Here is a 22,092-nt window from a genome sequence, read left to right as displayed (position 1 = left end):
GGGGTGCAGCCCATGGGACACCCGCCTGGGAGGGCGGGGCAACGGGCCGCCGGGGAGTCGCGCCGTCTCGATCTGAGACGCCCTGGTCGGGGCGGTGTCGCGTCCGGCCGGACCTTCCGCCGACCGTCCGACTATGGTTAGGCTGCCCTAAGTGCCGTGTCGCAGATCTCGAGGGAGCGCCCCATGACGACCAGTCCCGGCCGGACCCCCGCGCCGCCTGCCGTGCTGGCCGACCCGGCCGAACGGGCCCGCACCGTCGCCTCCCGCGAGGCGGCCGCCCTGTGCGTTCGCGGCCTCGCGCCCAGCCGGCCGCTCGCCCACGCGACGACCCGCGACGGGCAGGTGCTGGTGCTCGTGCCGAGCGGGGGAGAGGTGGCCACCGCCCTCGCCGCCGAGCCCGACCTCACCACCGTGCTGATGGTCAGCGACCGGGCGCCGGTCCCGCTGCGCGACTCGCTGCGCGCCCAGCTGTGGCTCTCCGGCTGGCTCACCCCCGTGCACCCCGCCGACCAGCGGGTCGCCGCGGTGGCCTTCGCCGACGTCCGCCCGGTGGGGCACCTGCTCGACGTCGGGCGCGGCACCACCCTGCTGCGGCTGGACCTCGCCGAGGTGGTGCTGCGCGAGGGCACCTCCTGCGCCGAGATCGGTCCCCCCGAGTACGCCGCCGCCCGCCCCGATCCGCTGGCCGGCGTCGAGGCGGGGATGCTGCGCCACCTCGACCGCGACCACCCCGAGGTGCTGCACCTGCTGCGCAGCCGCATCCCCGCCGGGGAGCTCGGCCCGCGCGACGTCGTCCGGCCCCTGGGGATCGACCGGTTCGGCTACCGGCTGCGCATCGAGCGGCTCACCAGCTCCCGCGACCTGCGGATCCCGTTCCCCCGGCCGCTCACCTGCCCCGGGCAGCTGCACGCCGCCACCCGGCAGCTGCTCGGCGCCGCCCGCGCCGCCCTCGCCCGCCGCGACTGAGAGAGGACCCCGTGCCCCCACCGTTCGCAGGCTCGCGGCGGGATCCTGCACGGGGCCACCGGGCGCGGAGGGCCTCGGGCCCGTCGGCCTCAGCCGGCGTTCTCGGCGAGCAGCTGGGCGAGGCGGGTGCGGCGGGGCCGCACGTCGACCTGGCGCACCGCCCGGGCCAGCGCCGCGCCGCTGGCGTGCACGATCGACAGGTGCCGCTGGGCGCGGGTGAGCGCGGTGTAGACCAGCGGCCGCGACAGCATCCCGCCGGCCTCGGGCGGCAGGACGACGACGACGCCCGGCCACTCCGAACCCTGCGCGCGGTGCACGGTGATCGCCCAGCCGTGCCGCAGGTCGCTCATCGCGGAGCCGCTCACCGTGACCGGCCCGGAGGCGAAGTCGACGTCCAGGGTGCCGTCCCCGGTGCCGGTGACCACGCCGACCTCGCCGTTGGCGAACCCGATCGGCTCGAGGTCGAGGTGGTTCGCGGTGGCCACCACACGGTCGCCGACGTCGAACCCCCACACCGTGCCGTCGCCCGGGTTGAGCACCGCCTTGAGCGCCTTGTTCAGCTCGATCGTGCCGGCCGGCCCGCGGTGCACCGGGGTGACGACCTGCACCGTCGCCGGGTCGATCCGCAGCGCCCGCGGGATCGAGTCGGTCACCAGCTGCACCACCCGCTTGGCCGCCTCGGCGCTGCCGGCCGCCGGGACGACGACCACCTCGCGGTCGGGGGAGTCCACCGGCGGCAGCTCCCCGCCCCGGACGGCGTTGGCCAGCCGCGCGATCGCGCCCCCCTCGGCCTGCCGGTAGAGGGTGGTCAGCTCCACGACGGGGACGACGCCGGAGTCGATGAGGTCGCCCAGCACGTGGCCGGGGCCGATCGAGGGCAGCTGCGCCGGGTCGCCGACCAGCAGCAGGTGGGTGCCGTCCGGACAGGCCTCCAGCAGCGCCGCGGTCAGCTCGACGTCGAGCATCGAGGCCTCGTCCACCACGACGACGTCGGCGTCCAGCGGCCACTCCTCGTTGCGGGCGAAGCCGCCGGAGGTGCCCTGGGCGCCCAGCAGCCGGTGCACCGTGACCGCCGGGTGGTCCGTCAGCTCCTCCAGCCGCTTGGCCGCCCGACCGGTGGGAGCGGCGAGCGCGACCTCGCTGCCCTTGGACCGCAGCAGGGAGACCACCGCCGCGACCGTGCGGCTCTTGCCGGTACCGGGCCCGCCGGTCAGCAGGGACACCCCGGCGCCGAGCACCTGCGCCACGGCCTGCTTCTGCGCCTCGTCCAGCCCCTTGGCCACCGACCGGACGGCGGCCGGGTCGGCGATCCGCTCGGCGGTGGCGGCCAGGCGCGCCACGTTCTCCGCCACCGCCTCCTCGGCCATGCCGTAGCGGGCCAGCGAGAGCAGCCGCAGCGCCGGGTCCGGCTCGGGCAGCTCGTCGAGATCGGCCTCGTCATCCACCTCCGGTCCCGGCGGCTCGTGCTCGAGCACGTCCCCGGACTCGACCGCCGCGACGATCGCCGCCGCCGGGTCGGTGATCTGCTCGGCCCGCAGCGCGGCCACGACCAGGTCCGCCGGCAGCACGGTGTGCCCGTCGCGGGTCGCCGTCCGCAGGGTCATCGCCACCACCGCGCGGCCGCGCCGGGTGTCCTGCCGGTCGGCGCCGGGGAGGACGGCGATCGCCAGCCGGTCGGCGTCGGCGAGGGTGACCCCGGGCAGCGTGAGCAGCGCCCACGGGTCGTCCCGCAGCCGCCGGGCGGCGTCGTTGCCCAGGGTGTCGGCGGCGGTCGCGGCCAGCTTCGCCTCGAGGCCGGCGCCCACCAGCAGCGCCACGACGTCGTAGGTCGGCGCCGCCGCGAGGAAGCCGGAGAACAGCCGCTCGGCGCGCTGCCGGCCCACCCGGGGCAGCTTCAGCAGCCGGTCGGCGGTGACCTCGTCGGGGGAGGTGATGCCCGCGGCGGGCAGCTCCGCGGCGGTTCGCCTGCCCAGACCCGGCCACAGCCCCGCGGCGCAGAACGCGGTGAAGACGGGGTCGTTCATCGCCGCTCGGGATATCCGAAGTAGGGCGCGGAGACGTCCTCCAGCGCGGTGCGGATCGCGGCCGGCAGCCGCACCGTGTCGGCGTCCAGCGAGGCCTGCAGCTGCTGCGCGGTGCGCGCGCCGACGACCGGCGCGGTGACCCCGGGGCGGTCCCGCACCCAGGCCAGGGCGACGGCCAGCGGGCTGGTGCCCAGCCCCTCGGCGGCGGTGATCACCGCCTCGACGATCCGGTCGGACGTCGCGCTGCGCAGCCCGTCGATGAACCCCTGCCACTGCGGGGAGGCGCCGCGGGACTCCGACGGCGTGCTGTGCCGGTACTTGCCGGTGAGCAGCCCCCGGCCCAGCGGCGACCAGGCGAGCACGCCGAGCCCCAGCGCCTCGGCGGCCGGCACGACCTCCCGCTCCACCCCGCGCTGCAGCAGTGAGTACTCCACCTGGGTGCTCACCACCGGCACCCGGCCCGGCCAGGCCCGCTGCCAGGTCGCCGCCTGGGCGGTCTGCCAGCCGGTGAAGTTGCTGACCCCGACGTAGCGGGCCCGGCCGGAGGTGACGGCGGTGTCGCAGGCGGCGAGGGTCTCCTCGACGGGCGTCGTGTCGTCCCAGGCGTGCAGCTGCCACAGGTCCACGTGGTCCAGACCCAGCCGGTCCAGGGAGGCGTCGAGGGCGGCCAGCAGGTGCCCGCGCGACGCGCCGCGACCCATCGGCCCGGGGGCGGTGCGCCCGACGGCCTTGGTGGCGACCAGCACGTCGGCGCGGGGGACGACGTCGGCCAGCAGCCGCCCGAGGGTGCGCTCGCTGTCCCCGTCGCAGTAGACGTCGGCGGTGTCGACCAGGGTGCCGCCGGCGTCGACGAACGCCGTCAGCTGCATGGCGGCCTCGTCCTCGTCGGTGTCCCGACCCCAGGTCATGGTGCCCAGCGCCAGGCGGGAGACGACCAGGCCGCTGCGCCCCAGCGCGCGTTGTTCCACGGGGGGCCAACCTACCGGCGACCCCCCGCCCGGGCCGGGGAGCGGCGGTTCCCGGGGCGGCGCGCCGGGAACGGGCCCGCGCCCGCCTAGGGTGGCCTCCCGTGCTCTGCAGATCCGCCCCGCCCCGCCGCCGCACGCCCACACCCCGTCGGGGGCTGAGCACCCGATGAGCTGGGTCGAAGCGATCGTCCTCGGGCTGGTGCAGGGCCTCACCGAGTTCCTGCCGATCTCCTCCAGCGCGCACCTGCGGGTGGTGGGCGAGGTCTTCGGCTGGGGTGACCCCGGCGCGGCGTTCACCGCCATCACCCAGATCGGCACCGAGGCCGCGGTCCTGCTCTACTTCCGCCGCGACATCGGCCGGATCATCGCCGCCTGGGTGCGCTCGCTGGGGAACCGCTCGCGGTACAGCGACCCCGACGCGCGCATGGGCTGGCTGATCATCGTGGGCACCGTGCCGATCGTCGTCCTCGGTCTGCTGTTCCAGGACGACATCGAGACCACCTTCCGCAGTCTCTGGATCGTGGCCACCGCGCTGATCCTGTTCTCGCTGATCCTGTTCTGGGCCGACCGCGTGGGCTCGAAGAAGCGGGAGCTGACCCAGCTCACCGTCGGGCACGGCATCGCCTTCGGCTTCGCCCAGGCGATGGCGCTCATCCCCGGCGTCTCGCGGTCGGGCGGCACGATCACCATGGGCCTGTTCCTCGGCTACTCGCGGGCGGCCGCGGCGCGCTACTCGTTCCTGCTCGCCGTCCCCGCCGTCCTGGGGTCGGGGTTCTTCCAGGCCTACGAGGCGCTCACCGGCGACGTCGCCGGTGAGACGGTGGCGTGGGGTCCGACGGTCCTCGCCACGGTGCTCGCCTTCGGCGTGGGCCTGACCGTGATCGCCTGGCTGCTGCGCTACCTCGACCGTGGCAGCTTCACGCCGTTCGTCGTCTACCGCGTGCTGCTGGGCGGGCTGCTGCTCGTCCTGCTCGGCACCGGGGTGCTCACCGCCGGCTGAGGGACGGCGATCCGCCCACTCGCCCCCCGCTGCGGCCCGCCGTCGACGCGGGAGAGGGGAGCCCTCGACGCGGGAGGGATGGCGCCGTCGACGCGCGAGCGGCGGAGCGAGGCCCCTTACGCTCGGCGGCCGTGACCACCGTTCTCCTCCTGCGGCACGGCCGCTCGACGGCCAACACCGGCGGCGTCCTCGCCGGCTGGACCCCGGGCGTGCAGCTCGACGAGACCGGGCAGGCGCAGGTCGCGGCGGTGGGGGAGCGGCTGGCGCCGGTGCCCCTGGCCGCGGTGGTCAGCAGCCCGCTGGAGCGCTGCCGGCAGACCGCCGCCGCCGTCCTGGACGGGCGCGACCTGCAGCTGCAGACCGACGACCGCCTCGGGGAGGCCCGCTACGGCGACTGGACGGGCCGGCCGCTCAAGGAGCTGGTCAAGGAACCGATGTGGAAGGTCGTGCAGCAGCATCCCTCCGCGGCGGTCTTCCCCGGCCCGGAGGGGGAGGGGCTCGCCGAGACCCAGGCCCGCGCGGTCGCCGCCGTCCGCGCCTGGAACGCCACGCTGGGGCCGGACGCCGTCTGGCTGGCCTGCAGCCACGGCGACGTCATCAAGGCGGTCCTCGCCGACGCGCTGGGGCTGCACCTGGACCAGTTCCAGCGGATCGTCGTCGACCCGGCGTCGATCTCGGTGGTCACCTACACCGAGACCCGGCCGTTCGTGGTGCGCATGAACGACACCGGCGGGGACGTCGCCGCGCTCCTCCCGCCGAAGAAGAAGGGCCGGCGCCGGAAGCAGGCCGACTCCGACGCCGTCGTCGGCGGCGGGGCCGGTGCGACCGTGTGACCTCGGTGTCTCCCGCTCGCCCGCGACGCCCGCCCGCGTAACCTGATGCCCGTGCCGCGCCAGGTCCATCTCTTCGACCGCCCCTCCCGGTTCGTCGCGGGGACGGTCGGGCAGCCCGGGGACCGCACCTTCTACCTGCAGGCCTCCGACGCCGCCGGCCGGGTGGTCAGCGTGGCGCTGGAGAAGACCCAGGTCCAGGTGCTCGCCGACCGCATGAACGAGCTGCTCGACGAGGTCGCCGCCCGGCCGGGCACCGTCGTCCCGCCCGACGCGGAGGTCGACGACCTCGATCCGCTGACCGCGCCGGTCGACGAGGAGTTCCGCGTCGCCGCCATGGGCCTGGCCTGGGACGGCGAGGCGCAGGCCGTCGTCGTGGAGGCCGTGGCCGCCGGCGAGGAGCCGGTCGACGAGGACGCGATCCTGTCCGACAGCGAGGAGGGGCCCGACGCGTTGCGGGTCACCATCACCCCCGCGGCCGCCCGGGCGTTCGTCGTCCGCGCCCGCCGGGTGATCGCCGCCGGCCGCCCGTCCTGCCCGCTGTGCTCGCTGCCCCTGGACCCCAGCGGGCACGTGTGCCCGCGGCAGAACGGCTACCGCCGCTGAGCACCGGCCGCCCGCCCCGATGACCGAGCGCCCCGCCGACCCGGCGTCGGACCTGCGCGCGCCGGCCGGGGACGACGAGGCGCGGACCCTGCTGCTCGAGGGCGAGATCGACCTCGAGGGCCGGATGCTCGACGCCAGCAACGTCACCCTGGTCGGGACGATCCGCACCGGCGAGCTCGAGGCCGAGTGCGTGTACAAGCCGATCGCCGGTGAGCGCCCGCTCTGGGACTTCCCGGACGGCACCCTCGCCGGCCGCGAGGTCGCCGCGGCCCTGGTCTCCGAGGCCACCGGCTGGCGGGTCGTGCCGCCCACGGTCCTGCGCGACGGCCCGTTCGGGCCCGGCATGGTCCAGCTGTGGATCGACGGCGACGTCGACGTCGACCTCGCCGCGTTCGTCCGCTCCGACCACCCGGGGCTGCGCCGCATGGCGGTGTTCGACGCCGTCGTCAACAACGCCGACCGCAAGGGCGGGCACATCATCCCGACGCCCGAGGGGCACGTGTACGGCGTCGACCACGGCATCTGCTTCTCCGTGGACCCGAAGCTGCGCACCCTGCTGTGGCGCTGGGCCGGGCAGCCCCTGCCCGACGAGGCCGTCGAGGTCCTGGAGAGGCTGACCGGCGACCTGCTCGGCGACCTCGGGGAGCAGCTGCACGAGCACCTCACCCGCCGCGAGGTGCGCCGCACCCAGCAGCGGGTGGCCGAGCTGCTGCGCACCGGGCGGCACCCGCTGCCCAGCGGCGAATGGCCCGCCCTGCCCTGGCCGCCGTTCTGACAGGCTGGCCGGCGTGCCGCACCGCAGTCGTCTGGCCGTCCTGCTGATCGACCTGCCGCCCGAGCTGCACGACGGCGGGCGGGACTTCTGGTCCGCAGCGACCGGCCACCCCGTGGAGCCCGATCCGATCGACGGCCACTGGTCCTCCCTCGGCTCCTTCGCCGACGGCTTCCACCTCGAGGTGCAGCGGACCGGTGCGGGGACGCTGCCGCGTTGGCACGTCGACATCGAGACCGACGACGTCCCCGCCGAGGTCGCCCGGCTGGAGGCGCTGGGCGCCCGGCGGTTCGCCGACATGGGCGGGTTCTGGCAGATGAAGGACCCGTCCGGGCTGGTGTTCTGCGTGGTGGGCGTGCAGACCGGCGAGGAGTTCGAGCGGTACGCCACCACCTGGCCCTGAGCCGCTACTCCAGCCGCACCAGGCCGATCATCGCCGCGGCCTGCAGCCCGTCGCCGTCCACGGTGAGCACCTCCAGCGGCACCCGTCGCCACACCGCCAGCAGCAGGTCGCCGGCGGTACCGGTCAGCGCCGCGATCGGGAAGGGCCGCGAGCCGGGGAAGAGGGTGCGCTCGGCGTCGGCGTCCACCGCGTGGAACACCACCGGGTGCGCGGCCTCCGGGGGCCCGTCGGGGAAGACCCCCGGCACCATCACCTCCAGCCACTCGTCGAGCCCGTCGAGGCCGACGGCCGCCGGGATGGGACGCACGTCGCCGAGCACCTGCTCGACGTCGGCGGTGTGCACCACCGCCTCCGCCGTCTGGCGGCGCAGCACGAACGCGACGTCCTGGCGCGGCGCCCACGTCCACACCCGTTCGGCCGGGTCCGCGCCGGCCAGCACGGTCTCCAGCTCCGCGGACTGCGCCAGCCCGAAGCCGAGCAGCTCGTCGTCCGGACGCCGCACCGGCTCGACGTACGTGCCGGGGTCGGCGGCGCGGGTGCGCACCACCCACGCCCAGAAGTGCTGCACCCCGGCCAGGTGCCAGACGAGGTCGGCCAGCGTCCAGCCGGGACAGCCGGGCACCCGCGCCCGCCAGCCGTGCGCCAGCACCGCCTCGGCGGCGGCGTCGGCGAAGCGCGCGTTCGTCCTCTGCAGGACCGGCAGGTACTCGTCGAGCTCCACGGTGGCTCCTCCGGCACGGGGCGTCGTCCACCGACAGGATGAGGGGCGGCGAGTGCGCCCGGTAGCCGCATCTAGGCTCGGGGCGTGCTCGCCTGGCCTGCTCCGCTCCTGCCGACCCTCCCGGGCACCGGTCCCGTGCTCAAGCTGCACGACACCGCGCGCGGCGAGGTGGTCGCCACCAACCCCGACGGCACCGCCCGCATGTACGTCTGCGGGATCACCCCGTACGACGCCACGCACCTCGGCCACGCCGCCACCTACCTGGCCTTCGACCTGGTCAACCGGGTGTGGCGGGACGCCGGGCACGCGGTCCACTACGTGCAGAACGTCACCGACATCGACGACCCCCTGCTCGAGCGCGCCGAGCGCGACGGCGAGGACTGGGTCGTGCTCGCCATGCGGGAGACGGCGCTGTTCCGGGAGGACATGACCGCCCTGCGGGTGCTGCCGCCCGAGGACTACATCGGGGCGGTGGAGTCGATCCCGCGGATCGTCGCCCACATCGAGGACCTGCTCGACGAGGGGCTGGCCTACGTCCTCGACGACGGCACCGGCGACGTCTACCACGACGTGTCCCAGGCGCCCGGCTTCGGCGGGGAGTCCGGCTACGACGAGGCGACGATGCTGCGGTTCTTCGCCGAGCGCGGCGGAGACCCGGACCGGGCGGGCAAGCGCAACCGCCTGGACCCCATGCTGTGGCGGGGGCAACGCCCCGGGGAACCGTCCTGGGCGGGCCCGCGCGGGGTCGCCGGCCGGCCGGGCTGGCACATCGAGTGCGCCACCATCGCGCTGGAGACGATCGGCATGGGCTTCGACGTCCAGGGCGGCGGCAGCGACCTGGTGTTCCCGCACCACGAGTTCTCCGCGGTCCACGCCGAGGCGCTCACCGCCACTGCGACAGGGGTGAAGGGGCCCTTCGCCCGGGCCTACGTGCACGCGGCGATGATCGGCCTGGACGGCGAGAAGATGAGCAAGAGCCGCGGCAACCTGGTGTTCGTCTCCAAGCTGCGCGGTGAGGGGGTCGACCCGATGGCCATCCGCCTCGCGCTGCTGTCCGGGCACTACCGCACCGACCGGTTCTGGACCCCGGACCTCCTCGACGCCGCCTTCGCCCGGCTGGCCACCTGGCGGCGCGCGGTCGCCCTGCCGGCCGGCGCCCCGGCGGCCCCGGTGCTGCAGGGCCTGCGGGAGCGGCTGTCCGACGACCTCGACAGCCCCGGGGCGATCGCGCTCGTCGACGCCTGGGCGGCGGCGACGCTCGCCGCCGGGCCGGACGACGTGCTCGAGGACGGCGCCCCCACAGTGGTGTGCGACGCCGTCGACGCCCTGCTCGGTGTGGCGCTGGACTCGTGCGCCCCGGTGACGGCGCTCGACGGGAGCACGGGGACGACGGCGGCCGGCAGCTGATGGAGGACTTCCGGCTGGTCGACCGGGCCGCCCGGGAGCGCGAGGAGGAGGCCCTCGCACCGGCGGCCACCCGCTCGACCGCGACCCGCGGGCGGGCGGTCGCCGAGCCGGAGGACGCACTGCGGACCGCCTTCGAGCGCGACCGGGACCGCATCCTGCACGCCAAGGCCTTCCGCCGGCTCAAGCACAAGACGCAGGTCTTCCTCAACCCCGACGGCGACCACTTCGTCACCCGGCTGACCCACACGCTGCAGGTCACCCAGGTCGCCCGGTCCCTGGCCCGCGCCCTCGGGCTCAACGAGACCCTCGCCGAGGCGATCGCGCTGGGCCACGACCTCGGCCACTCGCCGTTCGGGCACATCGGCGAGGACGCGCTGGAGCCCTACGTCCCGGGCGGCTGGCACCACGCCGCGCAGGGCGTGCGGATCGTGGAGGTGCTGGAGCGACTCAACCTCACCTGGGAGGTCCGCGACGGCATCCGCGCGCACAGCTGGAAGATCGACCCGCCGCCGGCCACCCGGGAGGCGGAGTGCGTCCGGTACGCCGACCGCATCGGCTACCTCTCCCACGACGCGCTGGACGCCGTCCGTGCCGGTGTGCTGCAGGAGGGCGATCTGCCCGCCCGGGCCCGCGCGGTCTTCGGCGCCCCGGGCAGCGAGATGGTCGGCGCCATGGTCGACGCCGTCATCGAGGGCAGCCTCGCCGCGGGCGGCGCCGTCGTGATGGCCCCGGAGCCGCTCGAGGCGATGCACGAGCTGCGCACGTTCATGTTCCAGCGGGTCTACGCCTCGGAGACCGCCGCCGGGCAGAAGCACCTGGCGATCGGCGTGACCCGCCGGCTGGTCGACCACCACCTGGCCCACCCGGAGCTGATCCCGGCGTCCTACCGGGACACCGAGGCCGATCCGGTGACCCAGGTCGTCGACTACGTGTCGGGGATGACCGACCGGTTCGCCCTGGCCACCCACGACCGGCTCTTCGGCGCTGACGCGACGTCGGCGATGCGTCCCCTGCTACGCCAGGTCTGAGGCGCGCGGCGGTCCGCCGGCGGGGCACACTGGTCGACGATCGACCGTTATCCCCAACATCCCGGCGCCAACAAAGCGCCCGGCGCGGTACGCCCGGACGGGCATCAGCACCGAAGGCACCCGAAGAACCGGCAGTCGGGGGAGCGCCCCGGCGGCGCAGCGGAAGGACCACGTCGCCCCCCACCACTCGCACGCTCGTGGCGGGATCCTGCGACGCGGCCGACGTCAGCTCGTGCCGCCCCGGCGGCGCAGCGGAAGGACCACGTCGCCCCCCACCACTCGCACGCTCGTGGCGGGATCCTGCGACGCGGCCGACGTCAGCTCGTGCCGCCCCGGCGGCGCAGATACCTCTCGAACTCCCGCGCGATCGAGTCACCGTTGGCGTTGGAGAGGTCGACCTCCGTGGCACGCTCCTCGAGCGAGCGCACGTACTCGACCACCTCGGCGTCCTCGTTGGCCATCTCGTCGACGGTCTTCACCCAGTCCTCGGCCTGCGCGGGCAGGACGCCGAGCGGCACGGGGATCTCCAGAACCTCCTCCACGCGCTGCAGCAGCGCGACGGTGGCCCGCGGCGACGGCGGCTGGGAGACGTAGTGGGGGACGGCCGCCCAGAAGCTGATCGCCGGCAGCCCGGCCTGCACGCAGGCGTCCTGGAAGACACCGAGGATGCCGGTGGGCCCCTCGTAGCGGGAGGTGTCCAGGCCGTAGCGCTCCGCGGACTCGTTGTCGTAGGCCGAGCCAGTGACCGGGGTGGGGCGGGTGTGCGGCGTGTCGGCGAGCAGGGCACCCAGGCCGATGACGGCGCGGGCGTCGAGCTCGTGGCACAGCTCGATGAGCTCCTCGCAGAAGCCCCGCCAGCGCATGTTCGGCTCGATGCCGCGGATCAGGACGACGTCGCGCTCGGCGCCCGGCGGGCGGGCCATCGAGATCCGCGTCGTCGGCCACTCGATGCGGCGGCTCACGCCGCCGACGAGCGACACGGTGGGCCGGTTGACCTGGAAGTCGTAGTAGTCCTCGGGGTCCAGCGCGGCGAGCGGGGTGGCGTCCCAGATGAGCTCGAGGTGCTCCAGCGCCCCGGTGGCGGCGTCCCCGGCGTCGTTCCAGCCCTCGAAGGCGACGACCACCATCGGGTCGGTCAGCCGGGGCAGGTCCTCAGGGGTGGACTTCGGGTCGATCACCCCTGGAAGCCTACGTCGGTCCGGGCAGCGGCCCCGGTCCCCGCGCGCCCCGGGGGGCCCGCGTCGCCCGACCGGGCGAGGGGGACGACCGAGCGAGTGCCTGGGGATGGGACGATGGGGCCCGCAGTTCGCGGACGACGAGGCGCCGCAGCCCGTCGGAGTTGCCAGAGCCCTGGCGCCGGACGCTCTCGTGACCGTGCCCGAACCCCTCCCGAGGACACCCCGTGCCCGAGTTCCCCGCACTCCGTCCCGATGCCACCGCCGAGCTCACCGCCCTGCTCCAGCGCCGGGTCCTCGTGCTCGACGGCGCCATGGGCACCGCTATCCAGCGTCAGCGACCCGACGAGGCCGGCTACCGGGGGCAGCGGTTCGCCGACTGGCCGGTCGACGTGCAGGGCAACAACGACCTGCTGAGCATCACCGCCCCGGAGATCGTCGCCGGCATCCACCGCGAGTACCTCGAGGCCGGCGCGGACCTCATCGAGACCAACACGTTCAACGCCACGGCGATCTCCCTGGCCGACTACCGCATGGAGGAGCTCGCCTACGAGCTCAACGTCGCCGCCGCCCGGCTCGCCCGCCACGAGTGCGACGTCATGACCGCGCGGACGCCGGACCGGCCGCGCTACGTCGCCGGCGCCATCGGCCCCACCAGCCGCACCGCCTCCATCTCGCCCGACGTCAACGACCCCGGCGCCCGCAACGTCACCTTCGACGAGCTGGCCGAGGCCTACCTGACCCAGGCCGACGGGCTGGTCGACGGCGGCGTCGACGTCCTGCTCATCGAGACGGTCTTCGACACCCTGAACGCCAAGGCGGCGGTCTTCGCGCTGGAGACGCTGTTCGAGCAGCGCGGGCGCCGGTGGCCGGTGATGGTCTCCGGGACCATCACCGACGCCTCCGGGCGGACCCTCTCCGGCCAGGTCACCGAGGCCTTCTGGCACTCCGTGCGGCACGTGCGGCCGCTGCTGGTCGGGCTCAACTGCGCGCTGGGCGCCGCGGAGATGCGGCCCTACGTCGCCGAGCTGGCCCGGATCGCCGACACCTACGTCTCCTGCCACCCCAACGCCGGCCTGCCCAACGCCTTCGGCGAGTACGACGAGTCGCCGGAGGAGACCGCTGCGGTGCTCGGCGAGTTCGCCGCCAGCGGCCTGGTGAACCTCGCGGGCGGCTGCTGCGGCACCACCCCGGAACACGTCGCGGCGGTGGCCGCGGCCGTGGCGGGGGTGGCTCCCCGGACGCCGCCGACGCCTCGCCCGGCGCTGCGGCTGTCGGGCCTGGAGCCGCTCACCGTCGACGAGGACTCGCTGTTCGTCAACGTCGGGGAGCGGACCAACATCACCGGCTCTGCCCGCTTCCGCACCCTCATCCGGGACGGCGACTACCCGGCCGCCCTCGCCGTGGCCCGCCAGCAGGTCGAGGCCGGCGCGCAGGTCATCGACGTCAACATGGACGAGGGGATGATCGACGGCGTCGCGGCCATGGACCGCTTCCTCAAGCTGGTCGCGACCGAGCCCGACATCTGCCGCGTGCCGGTGATGGTCGACTCCTCCAAGTGGGAGGTCATCGAGGCCGGCCTCAAGTGCGTCCAGGGCAAGTCGATCGTCAACTCCATCTCGCTGAAGTCCGGCGAGGAGGAGTTCCTGCGGCAGGCGCGGCTGTGCCGCAAGCACGGGGCGGCCGTCGTCGTCATGGCCTTCGACGAGCAGGGCCAGGCCGACAACCTGGAGCGCCGCACGCAGATCTGCCGGCGCGCCTACGACATCCTCACCGCGCAGGTCGGCTTCCCGGCCGAGGACGTCATCTTCGACCCCAACGTCTTCGCCGTCGCCACGGGCATCGAGGAGCACGCGGCCTACGGCCTGGACTTCATCGAGGCCACCCGCTGGATCAAGGCGAACCTCCCCGGCGCGCTGGTCTCCGGCGGGGTGTCCAACGTGTCGTTCTCCTTCCGCGGCAACAACCGTGTCCGGGAGGCCATCCACGCGGTCTTCCTGTTCCACGCCGTCGCCGCCGGCATGGACATGGGCATCGTCAACGCCGGCGCCCTCGAGGTCTACGACGAGGTCCCGGCGGTGCTGCGGGAGCGCATCGAGGACGTCGTCCTCAACCGGCGGCCGGACGCCACCGAGCGCCTCCTGGAGATCGCCGGCGACTACGCCGTCGACGGCGCGGCCAAGGAGGCCGCCACCGAGGAGTGGCGGACGCTGCCGGTCGGCGAGCGGATCACCCACGCGCTGGTGAAGGGGATCGACGAGTTCGTCGAGGCCGACACCGAGGAGCTGCGCGCCGAGATCAGCGCCCGCGGCGGCCGGCCGATCGAGGTCATCGAGGGGCCGCTCATGGCCGGCATGAACGTCGTCGGCGACCTCTTCGGCGCCGGGAAGATGTTCCTGCCGCAGGTGGTCAAGTCCGCCCGGGTGATGAAGAAGGCCGTCGCCTACCTCATCCCCTTCATCGAGGCCGAGAAGCGCCCCGGCGACGCCGAGCGCAGCAACGGCAAGGTCGTGATGGCCACGGTCAAGGGCGACGTCCACGACATCGGCAAGAACATCGTCGGCGTCGTCCTGCAGTGCAACAACTACGACGTCGTCGACCTCGGCGTCATGGTCCCCGCCCAGACGGTGCTCGACACCGCCAAGCAGGAGGGCGCCGACGTCATCGGCCTGTCCGGGCTGATCACCCCGTCGCTGGACGAGATGGTCATCCTCGCCACCGAGATGGAGCGGCAGGGCTTCGAGATCCCGCTGCTGGTCGGCGGGGCCACCACCTCGCGGGCGCACACGGCGGTCAAGGTCGACCCCGCCTACCACGGCCCGGTGATCTGGGTGAAGGACGCCTCCCGGTCGGTGCCCGTGGTCGCGGCGCTGCTGTCGGACGAGCAACGCCCGGCGCTGCTGGCCGGCGTCGAGGACGAGTACGCCGCGCTCCGCGAGCGGCACGCCGCCCGTCAGGACACCCGCACGCTGCTGCCGCTGGCGGCCGCGCGCGCCGCCGCGCCGCCGCTGGACTGGACCGGCTACACCCCGCCGCGACCCCGCATGCTGCTGCAGCAGGCCCGCGACGTGTGCACCGCGCCGGACTGCGAGCACTGGCACGGTGCGGCGACCCAGTTCGTCCGGACCTTCCCCAACCAGCCGCTGGACGAGCTGCGCCGGTACATCGACTGGCAGCCGTTCTTCTCCGCCTGGGAGATGCGCGGCCGGTTCCCCGACATCCTGCACAACCCGGCGACCGGCGAGACCGCCCGGCGGCTGTTCGAGGACGCCCAGGCGATGCTGGACCGGATCGTGGGGGAGCGGTGGCTGCGGGCGGCCGGCGTCGTCGGCCTGTTCCCCGCCAACCGGGTGGACGGCGAGGACATCGAGGTCTACACCGACGAGTCCCGCACCGCCGTCCGCGCGACCCTGCACCAGCTCCGCCAGCAGACCGAGGGCCGCGACGGCGCCCCCCGCAAGTCCCTGGCCGACTTCGTGGCGCCCCGGGAGAGCGGGCTGGCCGACTACGTCGGCGCCTTCGCCGTCACCGCGGGGCTGGGCGTGGCCGAGCGCGTCGCGGCGTTCAAGGCGGCCAACGACGACTACAGCGCGATCCTGCTGGAGTCGCTGGCCGACCGGCTCGCCGAGGCCTTCGCCGAGCGGCTGCACGAGCGGGTCCGCACCCAGCTGTGGGGCTACGCCCCCGACGAGCACCTGGACAACGGCGCGCTGATCGCCGAGCGCTACCGCGGCATCCGCCCCGCTCCGGGCTACCCGGCCTGCCCCGAGCACACCGAGAAGCGCACCATCTGGCAGCTGCTGGACGTCGAGGCGGCCACCGGCATCCAGCTCACCGACAGCATGGCCATGTGGCCGGGGGCGGCGGTCAGCGGGCTGTACTTCTCCCACCCGCAGTCGCGGTACTTCGTCCTGGGGCGCCTGGGCCGCGACCAGGTCGAGGACTACGCGCGCCGCAAGGGCTGGACCCTCGCCGAGGCCGAGCGGTGGCTGTCGCCCAACCTCGGCTACCGCACCGACGACGAGTGAGCGCCCCGGACGTCGCCGATCTCACGCCCCGCGGGGGACCGGTCGCCGCGGCCGCGCGCCTACCGTGGACGTGATGGAGACGCTGGACGACGACGCCCGGACCCGGACGACGGCGGGGACCGCCCTGCAGGCGGTGCTGTTCGACATGGACGGCACCCTCGTGGAGACCGAGCAGTACTGGGGCGAGGCGATGTTCGCCCTGGCCCGGGAGCTCGGCGGCCGGATGTCCGACCGGGCCCGGCAGCGGACGGTCGGCACGAGCATGCCGGTGGCGATGGACATCCTCTACACCGACCTCGGCGTGGTGCGCAGCGAGGCGCAGTCCCGAGCCGACGCCCGGTGGATCGAGGACCGGGTGGCCGGCCTGCTGGGTGGGGACATCCACTGGCGGCCCGGGGCGCGCGAGCTCATCGCCGAGCTCCGGCACGCCGCCGTCCCGACCGCGCTGGTGACCACCACCCCGCGCCGGCTGGCCGACGTCGTGCTGGCCGCGATCGGTGCCGCGTTCCCCGACGTGCCGCCGTTCGACGTCACCGTCTGCGGCGACGAGGTGCCCGCCCGCAAGCCCGACCCGGCGCCCTACCGGCAGGCGATGGCCGCGCTCGGCGTGCCGCCCGAGGGCTGCGTCGTGCTGGAGGACTCCGTCGCCGGGGTGACCGCCGGTCTGGCCGCGGGCGCCGCGGTGCTCGGCGTGCCCTCCCTGCAGCCGCTGGAGCCCGCGGAGGGGCTGGTGCTGCGGGAGACGCTGGCCGGCGTCGGGCTCGCCGACCTCGATGCCGTGCTGGCCGCCCGCGCCGTGGACATCCTCGCCTAGTCCGCCAGCGGCACCTCCTGGCCGCGGGACACCACGAGCAGCGGCCGCCGCAGGCAGCTCACGTCGACCGCCGGGTCGCCGTCCACCACCAGCAGGTCGGCGTCCAGACCGGCCCGGAGCCGGCCGGTGCGGTCCTGCAGGCCGCAGGCGCGCGCCGCGACGGCGGTGGCCGCCGCCAGCGCCTCGGCGACCGGGACGCCGCAGCCGGCCAGGTCGGCCACCGCCATCGGGACCACCCCATGCCGCTTGGAAGGTGAGATCCCGGCGTCGGTACCGGCCAGGAGGGTCACGCCGGCCTCTCGCAGCCGGGTCACGTTCTCCAGCTGCGCCTCGAACGTGCCGCCGGTGGCGTCCATCCGCGCCTGGACGTGCGGCGGCGGGTCGATGCCGGGAGCCCGCCCGAGCGTCGGGCACACGACGACGCCCGCCGCGGCGAGGCCGGCCGCGACCTCCGGCGGCGTCCGCACGCCGCTCGCGGTCAGGCAGCTGCAGTGCTCGATGCCGTCGACCCCGGCCGCGAGGCACTGCTCCACGGCCGTCAGCGCGTGGGCGTGCGCGGTCACCGGCAGCCCGTGCCGGTGCGCCTCGTCGACCACGGCCCTGACCTCGTCGAGGCCGAACTGGCAGGCGGTGAGGTCGGTGCCGGGCGTCATCAGCCCGCCGCTGGCCATCACCTTGACGACGCCGGCACCTCGCTCGGCGCGCTCGCGGACCGCCCGGCGCAGCTCGCGGACGCCGGCCGCCTCACCGCCCATGGACCAGCAGTGCCCGCCGGACGAGGTGATCGGCGGGCCGGCGGCGACGACGGTCGGCCCGCCGTCGTTGCTCCGGGCGCGCTCGAGGACCGCCCAGCGGTGGTCACCGAGGTCCCGGACGGCGGTGACCCCGGCACGCAGGTGCTGCTGCGCGGCTGCGGTGATGACCGCGTCCAGGGCGGCTGCGGACAGCTCGGGGACCTGCTCCAGCGCGCGCGGCCCGCTGTCCGCGCAGAGGTGGACGTGCGAGTCGATCAGCCCGGGCAGCAGCGTGCCACCCGCGAGCTCGGTGACGGCGCACCCGTCCGGGGCAGCGGCGGTGGCCTGTTCCACGGCCACGATCGCCCGCCCCTCGACGAGGACGAGCGCACCACCGGGGAGGAACCGCTCGCCGTCGAAGGCACGGGCCGTTCGGTATCCGCGCATCGGTGCTCCCCTCGGCCACGGCCGGCCCGCTCCTCCCGTCCCGAGCCCGCGGAGGACGGGGTGTTCTGTCAGTCGTGCTCCACGATCGGCAGCTGGGTGTGCCAGCCGGCGGCGGCCGCCGCCTCGGCCGGGAACGGCGGGGGAGTGCCGCCGAAGGACGGGCACAGCGCCTGGTGGTCGCACCAGTCGCACAGCCGGGTGCGGTTGGGGCGGAAGTCGCCGGTGGCCACCGCCCGCTCGATCGCCGCCCAGATCGCCCGCAGCGTCCGCTCGAACCGCACCAGCTCGCCCTCGTCGGGCGCGTAGGTCAGGGCGTCGCCGTTGCCGAGGTACAGCAGCTTCAGCTGGCTGGCCACCACGCCGCGGGTGCGCCACAGCACCAGCGCGTAGAACTTCATCTGGAACAGGGCCTTGCCCTCGAACGCCTCGCGCGGCATCGAGCCCGTCTTGTAGTCGACCACCCGCAGCGCCCCGTTCGGCGCGACGTCCAGCCGGTCGACGTAGCCGCGCAGCAGCAGCCCGTCGGGCAGCGTGACCTCGACCAGCTCCTCGCGCCCCTGCGGCTCGATGCGCGACGGGTCCTCCAGCGAGAAGTAGGTCTCCACCAGCCGGCCCGCCGAGGCCAGCCACCCCTCCAGCGACCGCGCGGCCGGCTCCTCGTCCGCGGCGCGGCCCTCGGCGAACAGCTCCGCGACCTCCGGGTCGGCCCGCAACTCCTCCCACGCCGGCGCGACCAGCTCCTGCGCCGACCGCACCGTGCGCTCGCGGGCCGGCAGGTCGTAGAGCTTCTCCAGCACCGCGTGCACCAGCGTGCCGCGCACGGCCGCCAGGCTCTTGCGCTCCGGCAGCCGGTCGATGGTGCGGAACCGGTACAGCAGGGGACAGGTCTTGAAGTCCGCCGCCCGGCTCGGCGACAGCGAGGGCCGCCGCGGGGTCGGCTGCTCGGCGGGCGCGCCCGGGGCAGAGGCAGCCGCGTCGGCGGGCTGCCCGGCCTGCACCATGTCCCCGAGCGCCGAGTCCTGCGCGCCGCCCCCGAGCGCCGAGTCCTGCGCGCCGTCCCCGAGCGCCGAGTCCTGCGCGCCGTCCCCGAGCGCCGAGTCCTGCGCGCCGTCCCCGAGCGCCGAGTCCTGCGCCATCGCCGTCATACCCTCGAGGCTAGGTCGGCCCACCGACAGTTCCGAGCGCGCGCGCCGAGAGGCGCGCCACGCACTCCGTACGCTGGCCGCCCGTGGACGACGAGCAGCAGACCCCCGTGGCGGACGAGCAGCAGGCCCCCGAGACCGCCGACGAGCCCGGGACGGCCGACGAGTCCGGGACCCCCGAGCAGCCCGGCACCGCGCCGCGGACGCCGGTCCCCGGAGCGTTCGTCGCCGGTGACCGCGTGCAGCTCACCGACCCCAAGGGCCGGCTGCACACCGTCGTCCTCGAGCCGGGGAAGCTGTTCCACACCCACCGCGGGGCCATCGCCCACGACGACCTGATCGGCGCCCCGGAGGGCTCGGTGGTCCACTCCACCGCCAACACCGGGTACCTGGCGCTGCGCCCGCTGCTCGCCGACTTCGTGCTCTCCATGCCCCGCGGGGCGCAGGTGATCTACCCCAAGGACGCCGCCCAGATCGTCGGCTTCGGCGACGTCGGGCCGGGGATGCGGGTGCTGGAGGCCGGCGCCGGCTCCGGCGCGCTGACCTGCTCCCTGCTGCGCGCGGTGGGGGAGGGGGGCACCGTCACCAGCTACGAGCGGCGCGAGGACTTCGCCGACGTGGCCCGCGCCAACGTCGGCGCCTTCTTCGGGGAGGTCCCGGCGAACTGGTCGCTGCGCCTGGGCGACCTCGCCGAGCACCCGCCGGCGGAGACCGTGGACCGGGTGGTGCTCGACATGCTGGAGCCGTGGGCGGTGCTGCCCACGGTGGCCGCCGCCCTGCGCCCCGGCGGGGTGCTCGTCGGCTACGTCGCCACCGTCACCCAGCTGTCCACCTACGTGGAGGCGCTGCGCGCCCAGGGCGGGTGGACCGAGCCGTACTCGTGGGAGTCGCTGGTGCGCCCCTGGCACGCGGTCGGGCTGGCCGTGCGCCCCGAGCACCGGATGGTCGCCCACACCGCGTTCCTGGTGACCGCCCGGCGCCTCGCCGAGGGGGTCGTCGCCCCCACCCGGCAGCGGCGGGCGCAGAAGCACTGACGCCGCGCCCGGACACCTGCGACGATCGCAACGCAGTCGTAGCCGGGCCGTGACCCAGTGTCCCGCGAGCCCCCGGCGGGCTGTCGCTGGGCGTGTATAGATTTGCCTCCTGGCTCTCCCGATGTGTGCGGAGGTGCGCGATGGGCCTGGGTCCCGACGAGTTCCGAGCGCGACGTGAGCGTGACGTGGCGGCACTGCTCACCCAGATCTCCTACCTGGAGGAGGAGATCGGTCTCCTGCGCCGCAAGGTGGCCGAGAGCCCCCGCCAGGTGCGGGCGCTCGAGGAGCGCATCGCCGAGGCGGAGGGGCGCGCGGCGTTCCTCTCCGAGCGCAACGACAAGCTCACCAGCACGCTGCGCGACGCACGCGAACAGCTGGTCACGCTCAAGGAGGAGGTCGACCGGCTCGGGCAGCCCCCGTCCGGCTACGGCGTCTTCCTGACCGGCCACGACGACGGCACGGTCGACGTCTTCACCGGTGGTCGCAAGCTGCGCGTCTCGGTCTCCCCGTCGGTGGAGGTCGAGACGCTGCAGCACGGCCAGGAGGTCATGCTCAACGAGGCGATGAACGTCGTCGAGGCGTGCGGCTTCGAGCGCGCCGGCGACGTCGTCATGCTCAAGGAGCTGCTGGAGCCGATCGACGGGGTCACGCCGCGGGCCCTGGTCATCGGGCACACCGACGAGGAGCGGGTGGTCTACCTGGCCGACTCCCTCGCCGACCAGCCGCTGCGCAGCGGCGACTCGCTGCTGCTGGAGACCCGCTCGGGGTACGTCTACGAGCGGATCCCCAAGAGCGAGGTCGAGGAGCTCATCCTCGAAGAGGTCCCCGACATCGACTACGCCGACATCGGCGGCCTGTCGCGGCAGATCGAGCAGATCCGGGACGCCGTCGAGCTGCCGTTCCTCCACGCCGACCTGTTCCGCGAGTTCGAGCTGCGCCCGCCCAAGGGCATCCTGCTCTACGGCCCGCCCGGCTGCGGGAAGACGCTCATCGCCAAGGCGGTGGCCAACTCGCTGGCCAGGAAGGTCGCCGAGGTCCAGGGCGAGGGCTCCCGTGCGGCGAAGTCCTACTTCCTGAACATCAAGGGCCCGGAGCTGCTCAACAAGTACGTCGGGGAGACCGAGCGGCACATCCGGCTGGTGTTCCAGCGGGCCCGCGAGAAGGCCAGCGAGGGCACGCCGGTCATCGTCTTCTTCGACGAGATGGACTCGATCTTCCGCACCCGCGGGTCGGGGGTCTCCTCCGACGTGGAGTCCACGATCGTGCCCCAGCTGCTCAGCGAGATCGACGGGGTGGAGGGGCTGGAGAACGTCATCGTCATCGGCGCCTCCAACCGCGAGGACATGATCGACCCGGCGATCCTGCGGCCCGGCCGGCTGGACGTGAAGATCAAGATCGAGCGGCCGGACGCGGAGGCCGCCCGCGACATCTTCAGCAAGTACCTCACCACCTCGCTGCCGCTGTCCCCCGACGACCTCGCCGAGCACGGCGGCAGCCGCGAGGCCACGATCGCCGCGATGATCCAGCGCACCGTCGAGCGCATGTACACCGAGAGCGAGGAGAACCGCTTCCTCGAGGTCACCTACGCCAACGGTGACAAGGAGGTCCTCTACTTCAAGGACTTCAACTCCGGGGCGATGCTGCAGAACATCGTCGACCGCGCCAAGAAGATGGCGATCAAGGAGCGGCTGGAGACCGGCACCGGCGGGCTGCGGGTCGGCCACCTCATGCAGGCCTGCGTCGACGAGTTCAAGGAGAACGAGGACCTGCCCAACACCACCAACCCCGACGACTGGGCGCGGATCTCGGGCAAGAAGGGCGAGCGGATCGTCTACATCCGCACGCTCATCAGCGGCAAGGGCAGCGAGTCCGGCCGCGCCATCGACACCGCGACCAACACCGGCCAGTACCTGTAGGCGCCGAGGCCGGCTCACCCGGCCCGGTCCCCGCTGACCGCGGGGGCCGGGCCGTCGGCGTCCCCGGCCGGCGGGAC

Annotated in this window: 18 protein-coding genes; 12 read left to right on the top strand and 6 right to left on the bottom strand. The window is 74.6% G+C overall.

Annotation, left to right across the window (positions count from 1 at the left end; genetic code table 11):
- The first annotated feature begins 183 nt into the window (after positions 1-183).
- Positions 184-966, top strand: a complete 783-nt coding sequence (locus tag CRP39_RS11395) for a DUF2470 domain-containing protein (RefSeq protein WP_097206500.1) — start codon at positions 184-186, stop codon at positions 964-966.
- Positions 967-1,055: 89 nt separating this feature from the next.
- Here CRP39_RS11395 and CRP39_RS11390 read toward each other — a convergent pair whose 3' ends face one another.
- Both CRP39_RS11390 and CRP39_RS11385 read right to left on the bottom strand, forming a co-directional pair.
- Positions 1,056-2,990: an AAA family ATPase gene (locus CRP39_RS11390; protein WP_097206499.1), complete on the bottom strand. Its 1,935-nt coding sequence runs from the start codon at positions 2,988-2,990 to the stop codon at positions 1,056-1,058.
- Positions 2,987-3,958: an aldo/keto reductase gene (locus CRP39_RS11385; RefSeq protein WP_097206498.1), complete on the bottom strand. Its 972-nt coding sequence runs from the start codon at positions 3,956-3,958 to the stop codon at positions 2,987-2,989. Before CRP39_RS11385 ends, CRP39_RS11390 begins: the two co-directional genes overlap by 4 nt.
- A 166-nt stretch (positions 3,959-4,124) precedes the next feature.
- On the opposite strand from CRP39_RS11385, the gene CRP39_RS11380 reads away from it, so the two are divergent.
- The 5 genes from CRP39_RS11380 to CRP39_RS11360 all read left to right on the top strand — a co-directional run bounded on the left by CRP39_RS11380 (position 4,125) and on the right by CRP39_RS11360 (position 7,569).
- Positions 4,125-4,958, top strand: a complete 834-nt coding sequence (locus tag CRP39_RS11380; RefSeq protein WP_097206497.1) for an undecaprenyl-diphosphate phosphatase — start codon at positions 4,125-4,127, stop codon at positions 4,956-4,958.
- Positions 4,959-5,089: 131 nt separating this feature from the next.
- Positions 5,090-5,791, top strand: coding sequence for a histidine phosphatase family protein (locus tag CRP39_RS11375; protein ID WP_097206496.1), 702 nt, complete (start codon positions 5,090-5,092; stop codon positions 5,789-5,791).
- Positions 5,792-5,842: 51 nt separating this feature from the next.
- Complete coding sequence (locus CRP39_RS11370) at positions 5,843-6,394, top strand: DUF3090 family protein (protein ID WP_097206677.1); 552 nt, start codon at positions 5,843-5,845, stop codon at positions 6,392-6,394.
- Between the two features lie 19 nt (positions 6,395-6,413).
- A complete protein-coding gene (locus tag CRP39_RS11365) occupies positions 6,414-7,169 on the top strand; it encodes an SCO1664 family protein (protein ID WP_097206495.1) in 756 nt (251 codons plus the stop codon).
- A 13-nt stretch (positions 7,170-7,182) separates the two neighbouring features.
- The gene (locus CRP39_RS11360; RefSeq protein WP_097206494.1) at positions 7,183-7,569 is read left to right on the top strand and encodes a VOC family protein; all 387 of its coding nucleotides are present in this window, start codon (positions 7,183-7,185) and stop codon (positions 7,567-7,569) included.
- 4 nt (positions 7,570-7,573) lie between these two features.
- Here CRP39_RS11360 and CRP39_RS11355 read toward each other — a convergent pair whose 3' ends face one another.
- Positions 7,574-8,290, bottom strand: a complete 717-nt coding sequence (locus CRP39_RS11355; protein ID WP_097206493.1) for a maleylpyruvate isomerase family mycothiol-dependent enzyme — start codon at positions 8,288-8,290, stop codon at positions 7,574-7,576.
- Positions 8,291-8,374: 84 nt separating this feature from the next.
- Between CRP39_RS11355 and mshC the strand changes: the two genes are divergently transcribed.
- Together mshC and CRP39_RS11345 are read left to right on the top strand one after the other, a co-directional pair.
- A complete protein-coding gene (mshC, locus tag CRP39_RS11350; RefSeq protein WP_097206492.1) occupies positions 8,375-9,697 on the top strand; it encodes a cysteine--1-D-myo-inosityl 2-amino-2-deoxy-alpha-D-glucopyranoside ligase in 1,323 nt (440 codons plus the stop codon).
- Complete coding sequence (locus CRP39_RS11345; RefSeq protein ID WP_245853798.1) at positions 9,640-10,725, top strand: HD domain-containing protein; 1,086 nt, start codon at positions 9,640-9,642, stop codon at positions 10,723-10,725. The genes mshC and CRP39_RS11345 overlap by 58 nt, the downstream gene beginning before the upstream one ends.
- A gap of 317 nt (positions 10,726-11,042) precedes the next feature.
- Here CRP39_RS11345 and CRP39_RS11340 read toward each other — a convergent pair whose 3' ends face one another.
- Complete coding sequence (locus CRP39_RS11340; protein WP_097206491.1) at positions 11,043-11,903, bottom strand: PAC2 family protein; 861 nt, start codon at positions 11,901-11,903, stop codon at positions 11,043-11,045.
- A gap of 224 nt (positions 11,904-12,127) precedes the next feature.
- Here CRP39_RS11340 and metH point away from each other — a divergent pair, with 224 nt between their 5' ends.
- Together metH and CRP39_RS11330 are read left to right on the top strand one after the other, a co-directional pair.
- The gene (gene metH / locus CRP39_RS11335) at positions 12,128-15,928 is read left to right on the top strand and encodes a methionine synthase (protein WP_097206490.1); all 3,801 of its coding nucleotides are present in this window, start codon (positions 12,128-12,130) and stop codon (positions 15,926-15,928) included.
- A 73-nt stretch (positions 15,929-16,001) separates the two neighbouring features.
- Positions 16,002-16,742: an HAD family hydrolase gene (locus CRP39_RS11330; RefSeq protein WP_097206675.1), complete on the top strand. Its 741-nt coding sequence runs from the start codon at positions 16,002-16,004 to the stop codon at positions 16,740-16,742.
- Here the strand turns inward: CRP39_RS11330 and CRP39_RS11325 are convergent.
- Together CRP39_RS11325 and CRP39_RS11320 are read right to left on the bottom strand one after the other, a co-directional pair.
- The gene (locus CRP39_RS11325) at positions 16,739-17,923 is read right to left on the bottom strand and encodes an amidohydrolase family protein (protein ID WP_097206489.1); all 1,185 of its coding nucleotides are present in this window, start codon (positions 17,921-17,923) and stop codon (positions 16,739-16,741) included. The two genes, CRP39_RS11330 and CRP39_RS11325, sit on opposite strands and share 4 nt — an antisense overlap.
- 68 nt (positions 17,924-17,991) lie before the next feature.
- On the bottom strand, positions 17,992-19,068 hold the full coding sequence (locus tag CRP39_RS11320) for a RecB family exonuclease (protein WP_245853797.1): 1,077 nt from the start codon (positions 19,066-19,068) through the stop codon (positions 17,992-17,994).
- A gap of 83 nt (positions 19,069-19,151) precedes the next feature.
- Between CRP39_RS11320 and CRP39_RS11315 the strand changes: the two genes are divergently transcribed.
- On the top strand, positions 19,152-20,099 hold the full coding sequence (locus CRP39_RS11315; RefSeq protein ID WP_281253767.1) for a tRNA (adenine-N1)-methyltransferase: 948 nt from the start codon (positions 19,152-19,154) through the stop codon (positions 20,097-20,099).
- Positions 20,100-20,239: 140 nt separating this feature from the next.
- The gene (gene arc, locus CRP39_RS11310) at positions 20,240-22,015 is read left to right on the top strand and encodes a proteasome ATPase (protein WP_097206488.1); all 1,776 of its coding nucleotides are present in this window, start codon (positions 20,240-20,242) and stop codon (positions 22,013-22,015) included.
- The last annotated feature ends 77 nt before the right edge of the window (positions 22,016-22,092 follow it).

The organism is Geodermatophilus sabuli, from assembly GCF_900215145.1.
GTDB lineage: Bacteria > Actinomycetota > Actinomycetes > Mycobacteriales > Geodermatophilaceae > Geodermatophilus > Geodermatophilus sabuli.
The sequence above is the reverse complement of the archived record's forward strand: the minus strand, read 5'-3'. Positions and strand labels throughout refer to the sequence as shown.